The organism is Castellaniella defragrans 65Phen, assembly GCF_000612685.1.
GTDB lineage: Bacteria > Pseudomonadota > Gammaproteobacteria > Burkholderiales > Burkholderiaceae_B > Castellaniella > Castellaniella defragrans.
This window is the reverse complement of record NZ_HG916765.1, coordinates 3,801,558-3,818,446: the sequence shown is the minus strand read 5'-3', so window position 1 is coordinate 3,818,446 and position 16,889 is coordinate 3,801,558. Positions and strand designations below refer to the sequence as shown.

The window sequence follows — 16,889 nt, the reverse complement described above, 5'->3', positions numbered from 1 at the left end:
ACACCCGATGAGATCGATATTCGATTGCGCCTGTCTCGAAAAAGTCGCGTTCCTATTTCCGGACCCCGTTTCCGCGGGTATTTCGGGGCGGTTTTCCACGCACGTTTTCACGCGTGTCGCCGGATGGATTTTCAAGCGGGCGTTCGCGCCGATTTCCACGCGAATGCTCCGGCGTGCCCGCTCCGTCCGACCGGATTCACCATGTCAGGTAGAACATGGCCTTGGCGAGAAAGACGATCAGGACGACGTGGCAGAAAACGCTGATGTGGATGAGCTGGAAATGGCGCGATTTCAGCTTGCCGGTGCCGCTGAGCGTCATGGCGGTGATGAAATGGCCCAGCACGCTGAAGGCCAGGATGATCTTGATCCACAGCAGCGTGGCGAAGCTGCTGGCGAAGGGATGGGCGAGCGATTCGCGGAATTGCCAGGCCATGCCCAGGCCCGCGCCGAACAGCACGATCATGGCGAAGGGCATGATGCGCCGCGCGCGCCGGCCGATGGCCAGCTCGACGTTGCGCATGGCCTCGCGGCCGAGCGGCTTGCGGATGCCTTCCAGGATGAGGACCTCGAAAAAGACCGTGCCCACGAACAGGATGGCGGCGAACAGGTGCAGCGTAACGAGTAGTGAGTGGCTCATGTCGGTAGAATGATGGCTTGCCCGCTGGATGCGCGCGCACCGGGAAATTGTAGGCCGCCAGGCCCCGGGGTCCCGCTGCGGCCCTGCGCCGATCCCGGGTATTGGATGACATTTGTCATGGATGGGAATCAAGCAATGGATCGCATTCGTATTCATGCCTGGGCCGCCTGCGCGGTCCTCCTGGGCACCCTGGCCGCCTGCGCGCCGATCAAGCCGGCCCAGCCTCCGGCCGAGGCCGCCCGGCCGTCCTGCACGCCCGCCGCGGCGGGCGACCCCCTGGTCGGCAACTGGCTGTCGGTCAGTTCGCAGAAAGGCGTGGCGGGCGCGCTGCGCACGCTCTACACGCTGAACGCCGACGGCACCATGAGCTACGTCGAGCAGATCAAGCGTCCGCGCACGCCGTCCCAGGGCCTGTACGAAGCCGGCTGCTGGTCGCGCGAAGGGCAGACGCTGGTGCTGCGCACCCTGGAATCGAACGGCTCGCCGGTGAACCTGGACGACCCGATCTACACCAACCGCCACCGCGTGGAGCGGGTCGATGCGACGGAACTGCGCATGAACGGCCCGTCCGGCGCCGTCAAGGCGCGACGCATGTCGCCGGGCTACCGCCTGCCGTTCTAGCGAATCCGCGGACGAATCCCCGCGCCGCGCCCCACGGCGAAAGCGCGGGACGGGCGCGGATCAGGACCCGGATCAGCGCTGGGCCAGGCTGGCTCAGGACCGGGCCAGGCTCGCGGCCAGGCGCTCCAGCACGGTCTCGCGGCCCAGCAGGGCCAGCACGGCGCCGATGGACGGGGTGTGCTTGCGGCCGGTGACGGCCACGCGCAGGGGGATCGCCAGCTTCGGCATCTTGGCGCCGTGGTCCCGCAGGATGGCCTTGATCAGGCCGTCGAGCTCCGCCTCGGTCCAGGCGGGCAGGGCCTCGGCCCGCTGGCGGAAATCCTCCAGCAGGACGCGCGCGGCGTCGTCCAGGACTTCCGCCCGCAGGGCGTCGTCGGCGGGCGCGTAGGGGCCGCAGAACAGCATGGCGCCTTCGGCCAGGTCTTCCAGGGTTTCGCCGCGGTCGCGCAGCAGCGCCATGATGGCCGGCAGGTCGGCCGACGCGGGATCGCCGCCCCGGCGGACGATGCGCGGCGCGACGCGCGCGGCCAGGTCGGCCGGATCGAGCGCGCGCATCGCGTGGGCGTTGACCCAGTTCAGTTTCTTCGGATCCCACTGGGCGGCCGAGCGGCTGAGGTTGCGCGGATCGAACCATTCCACGAACTGCTCGCGGGTGAAGAGCTCGTCGTTGCCGTGGCTCCAGCCCAGCCGCGCCAGGTAGTTGACCATGGCTTCGGGCAGGTAGCCCATGCGGTCGTATTCCATGACGCTGACGGCGCCGTGGCGCTTGGAGAGCTTTTCGCCGTCCGGCCCCAGGATCATCGGCACGTGGCCGTAGCGCGGCAGCTCGCCGCCCAGGGCGCGCAGGATGTTGATCTGGCGCGGGGTGTTGTTGACGTGGTCGTCGCCGCGGATGACGTGGGTGATGCGCATGTCCCAGTCGTCCACCACCACGCAGAAGTTGTAGGTGGGCGTGCCGTCGGGCCGGGCGATCACCAGGTCGTCGAGTTCGCCGTTGTCGAAGCTGATGGGACCCTTGACCAGGTCGTCCCAGGCGGTGACGCCGTCCTGCGGGCTGCGGAAGCGCACCACGGGCTGCACGCCGGCCGGGATCGGCGGCAGGGTCTTGCCGGGCTCGGGCCGCCAGGTGCCGTCGTAGCGCGGCTTGGCGCCGACCGCGCGGGCGCGCTCGCGCATGGCCTCGACTTCCTTGGGCGTGCTGTAGCAGTGGTAGGCCGTGCCCTGGGCGAGCATGTCGGCGATCACGGCGCGGTAGCGGTCCATGCGCTGCATCTGGTAGAACGGCCCCTCGTCGGCCTTCAGGTCCAGCCATTGCATGCCGTCCAGGATCGCCTGTACGGCCTCGGGCGTGGAGCGCTCCAGGTCCGTGTCTTCGATGCGCAGCACGAAGGTGCCGCCGAAGTGGCGGGCGAAGGCCCAGGAGAACAGGGCGGTGCGGGCGCCGCCCAGGTGCAGGTAGCCGGTGGGGGACGGAGCAAAGCGGGTGCGCACGGGGCGCGTGGAGGAGTCGGTCATGGTGATGGTTCGGGTGGGGTTGGTGCACTGCAACAAAATGCCGGCGAACCCCTGTAGAATCGGAAGGTCGATATGCTATTTTAAGGGACGACCCGTTCGGGGGCGTCCGGAGTCCTGTCCATGCTGCGCCACCGCCTGGCGGCCCTGTTCGAGCCGCGCTCCTTGCTGATCCTGAGTTCACGCGAACTGCCCGTCGTGCGAACGCCGCCCGCCCTGCTCAAGGGCCGGATCGCCGACGTGCGCATCGGCGACGACGGCCGCTGGCAGATGCCCCAGCGGCTGGATTTCCTGCAGGAGGGCCAGCGCCTGGACATGGCCCTGCTGTGCCTGGATCCCGCCCTGCTGCCGGCCGCGCTGGGGGCGCTCAAGCAGCACCGGCCGCGCGCCCTGCTGCTGCTGCCACACCCCACGCCCGCCGCCGATCCCGTCGAGACCCGCGCCTACTGCCAGTCCTGGGGCCGGATGAACGGCTGCCTGGTGCTCGGCCCCGGGGCGCTGGGGGTGCAGCGTCCGCACCTGGGGCTGAACCTCAGCCTCGATCCGGGCGGCGCGCCCGTGGGCCGGGTCGCCCTGGTCGCGCAGTCGCGCATGGTGGCCGCCGCCGTGCTGGACTGGGCGGGCGACATCCAGCTCGGCTTTTCCGCGGTGGTCTCGGCCGGCGAGGCGGACGGCGTCACCGTGGCCGAAGTCCTCGAATACCTGTCGATGGATCCGCGCACGGACAGCATCGTGCTCTACCTGGAGGAAGCCGATTCCTCGCGCCGCTTCACCAGCGCGCTGATGGCCGCCGCCAGCGTCAAGCCGGTCATCCTGCTGAAGGCCGGCCGCTCGGACACCAGCCCGGCCGCCGACGCGGTGTTCGACGCGCTGGTGCGGCGCACCGGCGCGGTGCGGATCCGCTTCTTCGTGCAGCTCTTCTCGGCGCTGAAGGTCCTCGTCCATGCCAAGCGCCAGCGGGGGCGCCGCATCGCGCTGTTCTCCAACGGCTACGGCGCGGCCCACCTGGCGCTGGACGTCATCGACGGCAGCGGCCCGGTGTCGCGGGCCGACCTGTCCACGCAGACGCGGCGCGACCTGGCGGCGATGCTGGAGCCCGGCGCGGCCCTGGACAACCCCGTCATCAGCCATGCGCCGCTCGACCCGGACCGGCTGCAGCAGGCCCTGGGCGTGCTGGCGGGCGACGCCAACGTGGACGGCGTGCTGGTGCTGATCGCGCCGGACGCCCTGTCGGACATGGACGCCGCCGCCGAGGCCCTGGCGCGGTTCTCCCAGGCCTCGCCCAAGCCCATCATGTCCTGCTTCCTGGGCGACGCCTCGATGCGCTCGCAGCGCCACCGGCTGGACTCGGTGGGGCTGCCCGCCTTCCGCACCCCCGAATCGGCCGCCAATGCCTTCGGCATCCTGGCGTCCTATCAATACAACCAGACCCTGGCGCAGCAGACCCTGCCGCCGGAAATGCTCAGCCGGCCGCCGCGCCTGGACGAGGCCCGCACCCTGCTGAACGACGCCATCATGTCGGGCCGCACGGAACTCGACCCGTCCAGCTGCCGCTGGCTGCTGGACTGTTTCCACGTGCCGATCCGGCCGGACGACGCGCCCGTGCCCGCCGCCGCCCGCGAGCACGTGTCCATGGCCATCCACGTGCGCCAGGACGCGCGCTTCGGGCCGTACATGCAATTCGGGCCCGGCGGCGATTCCGCCCGGCTGGCCTCGCCCCACCGGGAAATCGAGCTGCCGCCGCTGAACAACTACCTGGCGCGCCAGCTGATCCAGCGCGGCAAGTTCTGGTCGCGCGTGCTCGAACGCGACCTCAGCCCGGCCGCCTTCGAGCAGCTGCGCGAGGCGCTGGAGCGGATTTCCGAGATCGTCAGCGAACTGCCCGGCATCCGCACCCTGTCGATCGACCCGCTCTGGTGGGACGACACCAGCCTGTATGCCGGCGGCATCCGCGTCGGGCTGGACCCGGACTACGACGGCGAGCGCCCCGAGAACCGCGCCTACCGCCACATGGCGATCCACCCGTATCCGCGCCGCCTGGTGCGGCCGATGATCCGCGACGACGGCCAGGAATGGCTGCTGCGGCCCATCCGCCCCGAGGATGCGGTGCTGCTGCAGGAATTCGTGCGGGACCTGTCCGACGAATCGCGCTACATGCGCTTCGTGTCGATGCTGCGCGAGCTCACGCCGCGCATGCTGGCGCGCTACACCCGCATCGACTACGACCGCGAGGTCGCCCTGGTCGCCACGACCCAGGTGTCCAATCCGGAAAACCGCGGCCTGCTGCGCGAGCGCATCGTGGGCTTCGCGCACTACCTGCGCAACGCCGACGGCCAGGGCGCGGAATACGCGCTGGTGATCGCCGACGACTGGCAGCGGCGCGGCGTCGGCGCGGCGCTGATGCGCAGCCTGATCAGCGTCGCGCGCCGCCAGGGCCTGGGCTACATCGAAGGCATCGTCCTGGCGACCAACCGCCCCATGCTGGGCCTGATGACGTCCCTGGGCATGCGCAACGATCCCGATGAATCCGACCCCGGCATGCGGAGGCTTTGGATGAACCTGGACGCCTGACGGTATCTGCGGACCGTCAGGCGCCTGGGGCATCCGACCGGCCTGTCAGACCGTCGCCGTCACCCGCGTCAGGAACGCCCGGATGTCGTCCAGTTCCTGCGGATGCAGGCCGTGCGGCATCGGGTAGGTGTGCCATTCCACCGGCTGCCCCTGGGCGGCCATCGCGTCCCGGCTGGTCTCGGCGTAGGTGAGGGGCACCACCATGTCCATCGTGCCGTGCGCCATGAAGACCGGCGTGCCGGCGTTGGCGGGGTGGCGCTCGGCGGCCAGGGTGTTGCGCAGCGGCAGGTAGCCCGACAGGCCGATCAGGCCGGCCAGGCGCTCGGGATGGCGCAGGCCGGTGTACAGGGCCGTGGCGCAGCCCTGCGAAAAGCCCGCCAGCACGATGCGTTCGGCCGGGATGCCGCGCTGGTTCTCCCGCTCGATCAGCTCGGTGACCGCGTGCCGCGCCGCGCGCAGGCCGTCGATGTCCTCGCGCGCGTCGCGGTCCAGGCCGTACAGGTCGTACCAGGCGCGCATCGGCATGCCCTGGTTCAGGCTCACCGGGCGCACGGGCGCGTGCGGGAACACGAAGCGCAGCGCCGGCAGGCCGGGATGGATCAGTTCGGGCACGACGGGCTCGAAATCGTGGCCGTCGGCGCCCAGGCCGTGCAGCCAGATCACGCTGTGCGTGGGCTCGGGGCCGGTAATGCGTTCGATGGTGTCCAGGAGGGTCGGGTTCATCGGGAGGTCTCGTCGTCGAAATCCAGGGTCTTGAGCGTCTGGAACAGGGCGCGGTAGTGCTTGCGCGCCGGTTCGCGGCCCTCGGGCAGGGCGGCGTTGTCGCGCGCTTCCTTGCGGGCGGCGCGGATCTGCGCACGCAGGGCCTGGATGTCCAGGCCGGGGAAGCGTTCCAGCAATTGCGTCAGGACCTCGTCGCTGTCGAGCAGGCGGTCGCGCAGGTCCTCCAGCCGGTGCATGGCGCGGGTCTCCTCGCGCGAGCCGCTCGCCCACAGGTCGAGCTGGGCGCGCAGGGCGGCGGCGTCGGCGTGGCGCATCAGCTTGCCGACGTAATGCACCTGGCGGCGCCGGCCCTCGTTGCTGTGGATGCGCTGGGCCAGGGCGATGGCTTCGCGCAGCGGCTCGTCCAGCGGCAGCCGGGCCAGCCTGGCGGGAGGCAGGTCGATCAGTTCGCGGCCCAGGTCCAGCAGGGCGTGCATGTCGCGCTTGACCTGGGATTTGCTGGGCCGCCGGTCTTCCGGGAAGTCTTCCGGCGCGGCGGGCTGGGGCGTGTCGTGCATGGGTTCGGGCATAAAATGGTCCGTGATTGTCTATGATAACCGTCCCGAACACCCGTCTCGACACCAGCGGATTTTGCATGAACCCACGTACCGACGATTTCCTCGATGTTCCCGCCCAGCAGGCCCAGTTCCGCGAACTGGCCGAAGATGCGCTGCGCCACGCGAAGCAGGCCGGCGCCACGGATGCCGCCGTGGAAATCTCCGAAAGCCGGGGGTTGTCCGTCTCGGTGCGCCGGCGCGCCATCGAGACCATCGAGCAGACCCGCGACCGCTCCATGGCGGTGACGGTGTTCGCCGGCCAGCGCCGCGGCTCGGCCTCGACTTCCGATTTTTCCGCCGATGCGCTGCGCCGCACCGTGGACGCCGCCTGGCACATCGCCCGCTACACCGCCGAGGATCCGGCCGCCGGCCTGCCCGAGCCCGAGCTCTTCGCCCTGCACTACCCGGACCTGGACCTGCACCATCCCTGGGCCATCGACGCCGCGGGCGCGGCCCGCCTGGCGATCCAGGCCGAACGCGCCGCGCTGGCCGCCAGCCCGCAGATCACCAACTCCGAAGGCGCCTCGCTGGACACCATGGAAGGCCATTTCGTCCTGGGCAATTCGCGCGGCTTCCTGGGCGGCTATCCCTATTCGCGCCACAGCCTGTCGGTGGCGCCCATCGCCGGGCGCGGCGACGGCATGCAGCGGGACTACTGGTACACGTCCGCGCGCCGGGCCGAAGACCTGGCCGCGCCGGCCGAGGTGGGCCGCTACGCGGCGCAGCGCGCCCTCTCGCGCCTGGGCGCGCGCCCCGTGAAGACGGGCCGCTATCCGGTGCTGTTCGAGGCCCCGCTGGCCGTCGGCCTGCTGGGCGCGCTGGTGCAGGCCGCCAGCGGCGGCGCGCTCTACCGCAAGGCCAGCTTCCTGCTGGACACGCTGGGCAAGCCCGTGCTGGCCGACCACCTGGACGTGATCGAGAACCCCTACATCCCGGGCGCCCAGGGCAGCTCGCCGTTCGACGCCGAAGGGGTCCGCACGCAGGCCCGCCGGGTGGTGGACGGCGGCGTGCTCACGGGGTATTTCCTGTCCACCTACACGGCCCGCAAGCTGGGCATGGCGACCACCGGCAACGCCGGCGGCTCGCACAATCTCAGCCTGCGCTCGCGCCTGACCCGGCCGGACGACGACCTGCCCGCCCTGCTGCGCGCGATGGGCACCGGGCTGCTGGTCACCGAGCTCATCGGCCAGGGCGTGAACTACGTCACCGGCGACTACTCGCGCGGGGCCTTCGGCTACTGGGTGCAGGACGGCGTCATCCGCCATCCCGTACAGGAAATCACGATCGCCGGCAACCTGGCCGACATGTTCCGCGGGATCGTCGCCGTCGGGGCCGACGTGCATGCGCGGGGCGCCAAATCCACCGGCTCGGTGCTGATCGACGGCATGGCGGTCGCCGGGCTGTAGGCCGCGCGGATTCTCGTGCGGCGCGGCGTGCAGCGCGAGGTCCCGCAGTGTAATATCGAACGGCCTGGTAGCAACCCATACCAAATATTCAAACCCACAGGAGATCCTTCATCATGCAGCGTCGCGCATTTCTGAAAAAGGCGGGTCTGGGCGCGGTGGCGGGCACGGCGGCCGCGGCTGCCCCGGCCATCGCCCAGTCGAACCCCCAGATCAACTGGAAGATGACGACCACGTACTCGCAGGCAACACCGGCGCTGTTTTCCACGGCGCAGCTGTTCTGCAGCATGGTCAAGGACCTGACCGACGGCAATTTCAACATCCGCCTGTATCCGGTCGGCGAACTGGTGCCGGGCTTCGGCGTGATGGACGCCGTCGGCAACCGCACGGTGGAATGCGGCCAGACCGCGTCCTACTACTACTACGGCAAGGATCCCGCCTTCTGTTTCGACACGGCGGTGCCCTTCGGCCTGAACGTGCGCCAGATGAACGCCTGGATGTACGAGGGCGGCGGCCTGACGCTGCTGCGCGAGCTGTTCGCGCCGCGCGGCATCGTCAACTTCCCCATGGGCAACACCGGCGCCCAGATGGGCGGCTGGTACCGCAAGGAAATCAAGTCCGTCGCCGACCTGAAAGGCCTGACGATGCGCACGGCCGGCTTCGCGGGCGAAGTCCTGTCGCGCATGGGCGTGGTGCCGCAGCAGATCCCCACGGGCGACATCTATCCGGCCCTGGAAAAGGGCGCGCTGGACGCCGTGGAATTCGTCGGCCCCGTGGACGACGAAAAACTGGGCTTCCAGAAGGTCGCCAAGTACTACTACTATCCGGGCTGGTGGGAAGGCTCGGCCCAGGTGTCGCTGTACGTCAACGACAAAGCCTACGCCGAACTGCCCAAGAGCTACCAGGCGGCGGTCGATGTGGCCTCGCGCGCCGCCGGCAACCACCTGGTCGAATACTACGACAACAACAACCCGGACGCCCTGCGCCGCCTGATCGCCGCGGGCGCCGTGCTCAAGAGCTTCCCGCGCGAAGTCATGGACGCCTCGCTCGAGGCCTCCAACCAGGTCTACAAGGAATTCTGCGACAAGGACCCGGGCTTCAAGAAGATCTTCGACAGCTACATGGCCTTCCGCGACAACATCGTGCCCTGGTTCCGCGTGGCCGAAGGTTCCTACGACAACTACCTGGGCGCCGCCCTGGCCAGCCGGAAGAAATAATCCCGGCCGCACGAAAAAAAGGCGCTTCGCGGGAAGCGCCTTTTTTTCGGCATGCCGCCGGGCGCCGGCCCGGCCTGCCCGTGCCGGCGCCCGACAGGGCAGGCCGCGGTTGAGTCACGGTTGAGTCACGGTTTGTCTATCCGTTGCCGTCCATGTACAATGGTAGGATTTTCGTTTGAGTTCATCACCGTACGGGTTGCGGGATTGGCGATGCCTTTTTGGGCCAAGCCCCTTCATAAAGCCCTGGCGGATCAGCGGAAATCCTTTCATTCATTTCATCAGGAACACCATCATGAAGACCTTTGTGGCCAAGCCGCATGAAGTCAAGCGTGACTGGTTTGTGATCGACGCCAAGGGCAAGGTCCTGGGTCGTGTGGCCAGCGAAGTCGCACGCCGCCTGCGTGGCAAGCACAAACCCGAATTCACGCCGCACGTGGACACGGGCGATTACATCGTCGTCATCAATGCCGCCGACATCGTCGTCACGGGCGCCAAGGCGCAGGACAAGCGCTACTACCGTCACTCCACCTACCCGGGCGGGATCACGGAAACCAACTTCCAGAAGATGCAGCAGCGCTTCCCCGGCCGCGCCCTGCAGAAGGCCGTCAAGGGCATGCTGCCCAAGGGCCCGCTGGGCTACGCCATGGCGAAGAAGCTGAAGGTCTATGCCGGTGCCGAGCACCCGCACACCGCGCAGCAGCCGCAACCCCTGGACTTCTGAGGATAGGCCATCATGATCGGTAACTGGAATTACGGCACTGGCCGCCGCAAGACGTCTGTGGCGCGGGTGTTCCTGAAAAAAGGCACGGGCAAGATCGTCGTCAACGGCCGCCCCGTCGATGAATACTTCGCGCGCGAAACCGGCCGCATGGTCGTGCGCCAGCCGCTGGAAGTCACCAACCACCTGGAATCGTTCGACTTTCACGTCAACGTCCACGGCGGCGGCGAATCCGGCCAGGCCGGCGCCGTGCGCCACGGCATCACGCGCGCCCTGATCGACTACGACGAAACGCTCAAGTCGCCGCTGAAGCAGGCGGGTCTGGTCACCCGCGACGCCCGCGAGGTCGAGCGCAAGAAGGTCGGCTTCCACAAGGCCCGCCGGCGCAAGCAGTTCAGCAAGCGCTGATCCGCGATCCGGGCGGCTTGCCGCCCGGCGCCAGGAAAAACGCCATCCGTTTGGATGGCGTTTTTTCGTTGGGCGCGCCCCGGGGCGGGCGGGCTCCCGCGCGCGCCGTGCGGGGCGCCGTTCTGGGCGTCGTGCGCCGCCGCCGCGCGTGCCATAATCTAGGGAAATCCCCGTCCCGCTCCCGCCGCGGGCGGGTCTTTTTCCGGACAGCAGACAGGATTTCAGCGCATGAGCACGCATACCTCCACTCCCATCAAGGCCGGCATCGTCGGCGGCACCGGCTATACGGGCGTGGAGCTGTTGCGGCTGCTGTCGCAGCACCCGGACGTCCGGCTGCACGCCATCACCTCGCGCAAGGAATCCGGGATGCCGGTGGCCGACATGTTCCCCAACCTGCGCGGCCATGTGGACCTGCGCTTCCAGACGCCCGAGGAGGCCGCGCTGGACCAGTGCGACGTGGTGTTCTTCGCCACCCCGCACGGTGTGGCCATGGAACAGGCGCGCGGCCTGCTGGACCACGGCGTGCGGGTGATCGACCTGGCGGCAGATTTCCGCCTGCAGGACGTCGATACCTTCCAGCAGTGGTACAAGATGCCGCACAGCAGCCCGGACGTGCTCAAGCAAGCCGTCTACGGCCTGCCCGAACTGGACCGCGACCGCATCCGCCAGGCCCGGGTGGTGGGCAATCCCGGCTGCTATCCGACCACGGTGCTGCTCGGGCTCGCCCCCGTGCTGCAGGCCGGCCGGCCCCTGATCGACACCGCGCACGTCATCGCCGACTCGAAGTCCGGCGTGTCGGGGGCGGGGCGCAAGACCCAGGTCGGCTCCCTGTTCTCGGAGGCCGCCGACAACTTCGCCGCCTACGGCGTGGCCGGGCACCGCCACCATCCGGAAATCTCCGAATGCCTCGCGCGCATCGCGGGCGCGCCGGTGGGCCTGACCTTCGTGCCGCACCTGGTGCCCATGATCCGGGGCATGTTCTCCACCCTGTACCTGCGCATCCTGCCCGATGCCCTGGACACCGACTTCCAGGCGCTGTACGAACGGCGCTACGCCGACGAGCCCTTCGTCGACGTCATGCCGGCGGGCAGCCTGCCGCAGACGCGCTCGGTGCGCGCCTCGAACATGCTGCGCATCGCCGTGCACCGTCCCGCAGGCGGCGACACCCTGGTGGTGCTGGTGGTGCAGGACAATCTCGTCAAGGGCGCCGCGGGCCAGGCCGTGCAGAACATGAACCTGATGTTCGGCCTGCCGGAAACCACCGGCCTGCGGCACGTCGCGGTGCTGCCATGAGGAAATCCGCATGACGTCCCCCTCTCCCGCGCGCGGCGGCGGCTTCAGCGTGTGGCTGGTGCGCGGCCTGTCCCGGCTCGTGCTGCTGCTGGTGGTGTTCGTCGTCGGGGCGCTCGCCATGCATTTCGGCATGCACGCCGAGCAGGGCGCCGAGATCCAGGCGCAGCGGGCCCGGATCGAATCCCTGCAGGCGGAACTGTCGCGCGCCCAGGCCGATCTGGCGGCCCAGCGCAGCGCGGCCGAAGTCCAGGCCGGCACCCAGCGCGTGCTGCAGGACAAGAACGCCGAACTGCAGCAGGAACTGGGCCGCACCCGCGACCAGCTGGCGTTCTACGAACAGCTGATCCCGCCGGGTCCGGCGGGCGCCGTGGCGGTGCGCGCCTTCGACATCCAGGAAGACGGCGAATTCCTGCGCTATCGGGTGCTGCTGACGCGCAACGCCGCGCCGCAGGCGGAGCCCTTCAAAGGCCGCATGCGGTTCGTGGCCAATGGCGTTTCGCAGGGCAAAGCCGTTAAAATCGAACTGAGCCCGCCGGTGGCCCCCGCCGCCGGCGAGGCCGCCGCGTCCGCCCCGGGGGCGGATCCGCTGGCCCTGGTCTTCGACCAGTTCCAGCGCAGCACGGGCGTCCTGCAAAGGGTGCCGGATCTCTCGATCCAGTCGGTCCGCCTCGAAATCCTCGAAGGCGACACGGTCCGGGCCTCCCAGGACGCCGACCTGAACCGCGCGGCCCCCGACCGCGCAGGAGTCTAGCCTTGAGCACCATCGAACACGCGGATCTCGACGTTCCGCCCAGCCCCTTGATCTTCACCGACGCCGCCGCCGCCAAGGTGCGCGAACTGCTGATCGAGGAAAACAATCCCGGCCTGAAGCTGCGGGTCTTCGTCCAGGGGGGCGGCTGCTCGGGTTTCCAGTACGGCTTCACCTTCGACGAGGACGTGGCCGAGGACGACACCACCATCGAGCGCGACGGCGTCCAGCTCCTGGTGGACCCCATGAGTTTCCAGTACCTGGTTGGCGCCGAGATCGACTACAAGGACGACTTGGAAGGCTCGCAGTTCGTCATCCGCAACCCCAACGCCAACACCACCTGCGGCTGCGGGTCCTCGTTCGCGCCCTGAGCGATCTTCTTGCCGCCGGGATGAGGCGGGACATGGGTCGGCCCCGGCGGACTGGCCCATGCCGGGCGAATCCGGGCGGCATGCGGGCCGCGAGGTGAGCGACGGCGCAATTCAGGCTGGATACAGGCAGCCGGCCAGGGTCGCGTGCCGCGCACCCGTGACCGCCGGCAGGCAGGCGGGGCGGCCCTGGACGTGCGCCTGCGCGAGCCAGGCGAAGGCCAGCGCCTCGACGTCTTGGGCGGGTACGCCGTGGGCGTCCGTGGTCGTCAGGCGGCAGGGCAGGGCCCGCGCCAGCGCGGCCATCAGCACCGGGTTGCGCGCGCCGCCGCCGCAGGCCAGGATTTCCCGCGTGTCCGGCGCGTGCCGGCGTACCGCCTCGGCAATCGTCTCCACCGACAGGCGCAGCAGGGTCGCCTGCACGTCGGCGGGCGCCGGCCGGCCGGCGGCGGGCAGGGCGTCGATCCGGGCGTCCAGCCAGCCCAGGCTGAACAGATCCCGTCCGGTCGATTTCGGCGGCGCCAGGCCGAACCAGGGTTCGGCCCGCAGCGCGGCCAGCAGCCCGTCGTGGCAGCGGCCGCGCGCCGCCCAGGCTCCGTCGCGGTCGTAGGGCTGGCCCAGGTGGCGGCGGGTCCAGGCGTCCATCAGCATGTTGGCCGGCCCCGTGTCGAAGCCGCGCACCGGGTCTTCCAGCACGGTCAGATTGGCGATGCCGCCCAGGTTCAGGACGGCGCGGCCCGCGCCGCAGCCGAAGCGCGCGGCATGGAAGGCCGGCACCAGGGGCGCGCCCTGGCCGCCGGCGGCGACGTCGCGGCTGCGGAAGTCGGCCACGACCGCGATGCCGGTGTGCTCGGCCAGCCGCGCCGGCGCGTTGATCTGGATGGTGTAGCCCGATTCGGGCGCATGGCGCACCGTCTGTCCGTGGGCGCCGATGGCGCGGACGCGGGCGGCGGGCAGGCCGGTTCGCGCCAGCAGCTCGCGCACGACGGCCGCGTAGCAGTCCGCCAGGGCGTTGGCCGCGCGCGCGGCGCGGGCGAGTTCGTCGGGGCCGGGAGTGTTCAGCGCCAGCAGTTCGTGGCGCAACCCGTCCGGCAGGGCCAGGGCGGCGCTGGCCAGCACGCGGATCGCGCCGCCGCCCAGGTCCGCCAGCACGCCGTCCACGCCGTCCGTGCTGGTGCCCGACATCAGGCCGATGTACGGTTCGGATGCCGGGCCGGGCGCGCCGTCGGGCATCCCGCCGGACGTCCGGCGTTCGGCGGCGCGCGGATTCAAAAGGCGGTCTCCGGGGCGCGCGGACGGGTCCGCTATTGCTGCGCGACCTGGATGCGGCTGTCCTGCAGCCGCGCCATCAGCTCGATCTGCGGCTGGTAGCGGGCCACCACGGCCTGGAAGGCCTTGCGGTCGGCCGCTTCCAGGGTGCGCGCCACCGGCAGGTCCACCGACAGCGGATCGACCGGCCGCTTGTCGATGCGGAATTCGTAGTGCAGGTGCGGGCCGGTCGCCCAGCCGGTCGAGCCCACGTAGCCGATCAGCTGGCCCTGCTGGACGCGGTCGCCTTTTTTCAGGCCCTTGGCGAAGCGGCTCTGGTGGGCGTACAGCGTGGAGTACTTGCCGAAGTTCTTCAGGATGATGACGTTGCCGTAGCCGTTCTGCTGGCCGATGAATTCCACCGTGCCGTCGGCCGTGGCGTGGATCGGCGTGCCGGCGGGCGCGGCGTAGTCCACGCCCTTGTGGCCGATCCACTGCTTGTGGATCGGATGCATGCGCATGCCGAAGCCCGAGCTGATGCGGGTGAACTTGATCGCGGTGCGCAGGAAGGCGCCCTTCAGGCTGGCGCCGGAGAAATCGTAGTAGCCGCCGGGCTCCTGGCCGTTCTGGAACCAGACCGCGCTGTAGGTCTTGCCGTGGTTGATGAATTCCAGGGCGCGGATGTGGCCGGTGCCGACTTCCTCGCCGTCGTGCATGTAGGCGTCGTAGACGATGCGGAAGCGGTCGCCCTTGCGCAGGTCTTTCAGGAAGTCGATGCGGCTGCCCAGGATGTCCACCATTTCCATGGTGATGGCGTCGGGGACCTGGGCCTGGTCGGCGGCGCCGAACAGGGAGCTGGTGATCTCGCCTTCGGCGATGCGCGTCTCGCGCGCGGCGGCGATGGTGCGTTCCTGGGCGGAGAAGCCGCCGTCGGCGGCGGGACGCACTTCCAGCCAGGAGGATTCGATGCCGGACTTGCCGGTGGCGCCCGGCGTGTGGGTGTAGCGCAGCCAGACCATCCGGCCCTGGTCGTCCAGGGCGGCCTGCACCGTGCGGCCGGGGTAGAGCTTGTAGATGGAACGCGCGCGCTCGTCGTGTGTCAAAAAGGTGAGCAGACCGTCTTCGTTCACGCCCAGGCGGTTCAGCAGGTCGGCCACCGTGTCGCCGCGGCGGATGCGGGTGGCGGCGATGTAGGGCGCGGCGTCGTGGCCGGCCTGCGCGCCCAGGGGCGGCAGGTCGAGCGTCTGGCGCGCCTGGAAGACGGGTTCGGGAGGGGCGGAGGGCTGGACGACGGCCAGGGCGGCGGCGGTGAGGAACAGGCCGCCGGCGGCGAACAACAGACTGCGGGTGACGTGACGGCGGCGTTGCGGCTGGGAGGCCTCGGGCATCATGGGCGGGATCGGTGTGGTGGATTGGGCTGCGCCTGTCCTGGGCGAGAAGAGGGTTCTGCTAACATGAGATCCCCGCCGCCCGGACTGGCGTCGAATGTGTTGTACAGAAGCTGCGATGGCACGTTATGCTAGCGCATACCTGCTGTTTTTTCGAGCGGTTTTTCATTTTTTTCTGGTAAAAGCGTATATCATGTCGTCCCCCTCCGACCCCGTCGACCCCCGGATCGCCGAAGATCTGCGCGTGGCCCAGCGGGGTTGCGACGAATTGCTCGTCGTCTCCGAATTCGCCGCCAAGCTGGCGCGCAGCCGCGCCACCGGCATGCCCCTGCGCATCAAGCTCGGCCTGGACCCCACCGCGCCCGACATCCACCTGGGCCATACGGTGGTGCTGAACAAGATGCGCCAGCTGCAGGATCTCGGCCATACCGTGATCTTCCTGATCGGCGACTTCACCGCGCAGATCGGCGACCCCAGCGGCCGCAACGCCACCCGCCCGCCGCTCACGCCCGAGCAGATCCGCGAAAACGCCAAGACCTACTACGCCCAGGCCAGCCTGGTGCTGGACCCCGACCGCACCGAGATCCGCTACAACTCCGAATGGTGCGACCCGCTGGGCACGCGCGGCCTGATCCAGCTCGCCTCGCGCTACACCGTGGCCCGCATGATGGAGCGCGACGACTTCACCCGCCGCTTCAAGGGCGGCGTGCCGATCTCGGTGCACGAATTCCTCTACCCGCTGCTGCAGGGCTACGATTCCGTGGCCCTGAAGGCCGACCTCGAACTCGGCGGCACCGACCAGAAGTTCAACCTGCTGGTGGGCCGCGAGCTGCAGAAGGAATACGGCCAGGAGCCCCAGTGCGTCCTGACGATGCCGCTGCTGGAAGGCACCGACGGGGTCGAGAAGATGTCCAAGTCCAAGGGCAACTACATCGGCATCACCGAGGCGCCGGATTCCATGTTCGGCAAGCTGATGTCGATCTCCGACACCCTGATGTGGCGCTATTTCGAGCTGCTGTCCTTCCGCTCCCTGGAAGACATCGGCGCCCTGCAGGCGGAAGTCGCCGGCGGGCGCAATCCGCGCGACGCCAAGGTCCTGCTGGCCGGCGAGATCGTCGACCGCTTCCATGGCGCCGGGGCGGGCGCGCGCGCGCTGGAGCAGTTCAACGCCCGGTTCCGCGACGGCGCGATTCCCGACGACATGCCTGCGGTCACCGCCGGCGCCGCGCCGATGGGCATCCTCAAGGTCCTGCGCGAATCGGGGCTGGCGGCCTCGGCGTCCGAGGCCCAGCGCAACATCGAGCAGGGTGGCGTGCGCATCGACGGCGACCGCGTCGAGGACAAATCCCTGCTGCTGCCGGCGGGCACCTACGTCATGCAGGTCGGCAAGCGCAAGTTCGCCCGGGTCACCCTGACCTGAACCCGAAGCACCCACGGA

16 protein-coding genes are annotated in these 16,889 nt (G+C 69.5%); 10 read left to right on the top strand and 6 right to left on the bottom strand.

The window, feature by feature from the left end:
• Window positions 1-196 precede the first annotated feature (196 nt).
• Window positions 197-637, bottom strand: coding sequence for a CopD family copper resistance protein (locus tag BN940_RS17120; RefSeq protein WP_043685051.1), 441 nt, complete (start codon window positions 635-637; stop codon window positions 197-199).
• Window positions 638-772: 135 nt separating this feature from the next.
• Between BN940_RS17120 and BN940_RS17115 the strand changes: the two genes are divergently transcribed.
• Complete coding sequence (locus tag BN940_RS17115) at window positions 773-1,258, top strand: hypothetical protein (RefSeq protein ID WP_043685048.1); 486 nt, start codon at window positions 773-775, stop codon at window positions 1,256-1,258.
• A 93-nt stretch (window positions 1,259-1,351) separates the two neighbouring features.
• On the opposite strand, the gene gltX is transcribed toward BN940_RS17115, so the two are convergent.
• On the bottom strand, window positions 1,352-2,773 hold the full coding sequence (gene gltX, locus BN940_RS17110) for a glutamate--tRNA ligase (RefSeq protein WP_043685045.1): 1,422 nt from the start codon (window positions 2,771-2,773) through the stop codon (window positions 1,352-1,354).
• Between the two features lie 120 nt (window positions 2,774-2,893).
• Between gltX and BN940_RS17105 the strand changes: the two genes are divergently transcribed.
• Entirely contained in the window at window positions 2,894-5,341 is a 2,448-nt protein-coding gene (locus BN940_RS17105; protein WP_043685041.1) for a bifunctional acetate--CoA ligase family protein/GNAT family N-acetyltransferase, read from the top strand.
• Window positions 5,342-5,386: 45 nt separating this feature from the next.
• Here the strand turns inward: BN940_RS17105 and BN940_RS17100 are convergent, their stop codons facing one another.
• Together BN940_RS17100 and yjgA are read right to left on the bottom strand one after the other, a co-directional pair.
• Window positions 5,387-6,064 carry an alpha/beta hydrolase gene (locus BN940_RS17100; protein WP_043685038.1) on the bottom strand — a complete coding sequence of 226 codons (678 nt, stop codon included), beginning with the start codon at window positions 6,062-6,064 and terminating at the stop codon, window positions 5,387-5,389.
• Window positions 6,061-6,621 (bottom strand): ribosome biogenesis factor YjgA, encoded by a 561-nt coding sequence (gene yjgA, locus BN940_RS17095; protein ID WP_043687959.1) that lies wholly within the window; start codon window positions 6,619-6,621, stop codon window positions 6,061-6,063. Before yjgA ends, BN940_RS17100 begins: the two co-directional genes overlap by 4 nt.
• 77 nt (window positions 6,622-6,698) lie before the next feature.
• Here yjgA and pmbA point away from each other — a divergent pair, with 77 nt between their 5' ends.
• The 7 genes from pmbA to erpA all read left to right on the top strand — a co-directional run bounded on the left by pmbA (window position 6,699) and on the right by erpA (window position 12,818).
• Window positions 6,699-8,066, top strand: coding sequence for a metalloprotease PmbA (gene pmbA, locus BN940_RS17090; protein ID WP_043685036.1), 1,368 nt, complete (start codon window positions 6,699-6,701; stop codon window positions 8,064-8,066).
• A gap of 113 nt (window positions 8,067-8,179) precedes the next feature.
• Complete coding sequence (locus BN940_RS17085; protein ID WP_043685034.1) at window positions 8,180-9,280, top strand: TRAP transporter substrate-binding protein; 1,101 nt, start codon at window positions 8,180-8,182, stop codon at window positions 9,278-9,280.
• A 292-nt stretch (window positions 9,281-9,572) separates the two neighbouring features.
• On the top strand, window positions 9,573-10,001 hold the full coding sequence (gene rplM, locus BN940_RS17080; RefSeq protein ID WP_043685031.1) for a 50S ribosomal protein L13: 429 nt from the start codon (window positions 9,573-9,575) through the stop codon (window positions 9,999-10,001).
• A gap of 12 nt (window positions 10,002-10,013) precedes the next feature.
• Window positions 10,014-10,406, top strand: coding sequence for a 30S ribosomal protein S9 (rpsI, locus tag BN940_RS17075; RefSeq protein ID WP_043685028.1), 393 nt, complete (start codon window positions 10,014-10,016; stop codon window positions 10,404-10,406).
• 228 nt (window positions 10,407-10,634) lie between these two features.
• Window positions 10,635-11,699, top strand: coding sequence for an N-acetyl-gamma-glutamyl-phosphate reductase (gene argC / locus BN940_RS17070; protein WP_043685025.1), 1,065 nt, complete (start codon window positions 10,635-10,637; stop codon window positions 11,697-11,699).
• A 10-nt stretch (window positions 11,700-11,709) separates the two neighbouring features.
• Complete coding sequence (locus BN940_RS17065) at window positions 11,710-12,450, top strand: DUF6776 family protein (protein WP_052355990.1); 741 nt, start codon at window positions 11,710-11,712, stop codon at window positions 12,448-12,450.
• 2 nt (window positions 12,451-12,452) lie between these two features.
• Window positions 12,453-12,818 (top strand): iron-sulfur cluster insertion protein ErpA, encoded by a 366-nt coding sequence (erpA, locus tag BN940_RS17060; RefSeq protein WP_043685024.1) that lies wholly within the window; start codon window positions 12,453-12,455, stop codon window positions 12,816-12,818.
• Window positions 12,819-12,929: 111 nt separating this feature from the next.
• Here erpA and BN940_RS17055 read toward each other — a convergent pair whose 3' ends face one another.
• Both BN940_RS17055 and BN940_RS17050 read right to left on the bottom strand, forming a co-directional pair.
• Window positions 12,930-14,048: an anhydro-N-acetylmuramic acid kinase gene (locus BN940_RS17055; RefSeq protein ID WP_043687956.1), complete on the bottom strand. Its 1,119-nt coding sequence runs from the start codon at window positions 14,046-14,048 to the stop codon at window positions 12,930-12,932.
• A 71-nt stretch (window positions 14,049-14,119) separates the two neighbouring features.
• Window positions 14,120-15,454, bottom strand: a complete 1,335-nt coding sequence (locus BN940_RS17050; RefSeq protein ID WP_043685022.1) for a M23 family metallopeptidase — start codon at window positions 15,452-15,454, stop codon at window positions 14,120-14,122.
• Window positions 15,455-15,644: 190 nt separating this feature from the next.
• Here BN940_RS17050 and tyrS point away from each other — a divergent pair, with 190 nt between their 5' ends.
• Entirely contained in the window at window positions 15,645-16,871 is a 1,227-nt protein-coding gene (tyrS, locus tag BN940_RS17045; protein ID WP_043685020.1) for a tyrosine--tRNA ligase, read from the top strand.
• Window positions 16,872-16,889 lie beyond the last annotated feature (18 nt).

Coding starts and splice junctions, on each gene's coding strand:
- BN940_RS17115 (WP_043685048.1), top strand. CDS start 773: ATGGATCGCATTCGTATTCATGCCTGGGCCGCCTGCGCGGTCCTCCTG.
- BN940_RS17120 (WP_043685051.1), bottom strand. CDS start 637: ATGAGCCACTCACTACTCGTTACGCTGCACCTGTTCGCCGCCATCCTG.
- rplM (WP_043685031.1), top strand. CDS start 9,573: ATGAAGACCTTTGTGGCCAAGCCGCATGAAGTCAAGCGTGACTGGTTT.
- argC (WP_043685025.1), top strand. CDS start 10,635: ATGAGCACGCATACCTCCACTCCCATCAAGGCCGGCATCGTCGGCGGC.
- rpsI (WP_043685028.1), top strand. CDS start 10,014: ATGATCGGTAACTGGAATTACGGCACTGGCCGCCGCAAGACGTCTGTG.
- BN940_RS17100 (WP_043685038.1), bottom strand. CDS start 6,064: ATGAACCCGACCCTCCTGGACACCATCGAACGCATTACCGGCCCCGAG.
- BN940_RS17065 (WP_052355990.1), top strand. CDS start 11,710: ATGACGTCCCCCTCTCCCGCGCGCGGCGGCGGCTTCAGCGTGTGGCTG.
- yjgA (WP_043687959.1), bottom strand. CDS start 6,621: ATGCACGACACGCCCCAGCCCGCCGCGCCGGAAGACTTCCCGGAAGAC.
- pmbA (WP_043685036.1), top strand. CDS start 6,699: ATGAACCCACGTACCGACGATTTCCTCGATGTTCCCGCCCAGCAGGCC.
- BN940_RS17085 (WP_043685034.1), top strand. CDS start 8,180: ATGCAGCGTCGCGCATTTCTGAAAAAGGCGGGTCTGGGCGCGGTGGCG.
- BN940_RS17050 (WP_043685022.1), bottom strand. CDS start 15,454: ATGATGCCCGAGGCCTCCCAGCCGCAACGCCGCCGTCACGTCACCCGC.
- gltX (WP_043685045.1), bottom strand. CDS start 2,773: ATGACCGACTCCTCCACGCGCCCCGTGCGCACCCGCTTTGCTCCGTCC.
- BN940_RS17105 (WP_043685041.1), top strand. CDS start 2,894: ATGCTGCGCCACCGCCTGGCGGCCCTGTTCGAGCCGCGCTCCTTGCTG.
- BN940_RS17055 (WP_043687956.1), bottom strand. CDS start 14,048: ATGCCCGACGGCGCGCCCGGCCCGGCATCCGAACCGTACATCGGCCTG.
- tyrS (WP_043685020.1), top strand. CDS start 15,645: ATGTCGTCCCCCTCCGACCCCGTCGACCCCCGGATCGCCGAAGATCTG.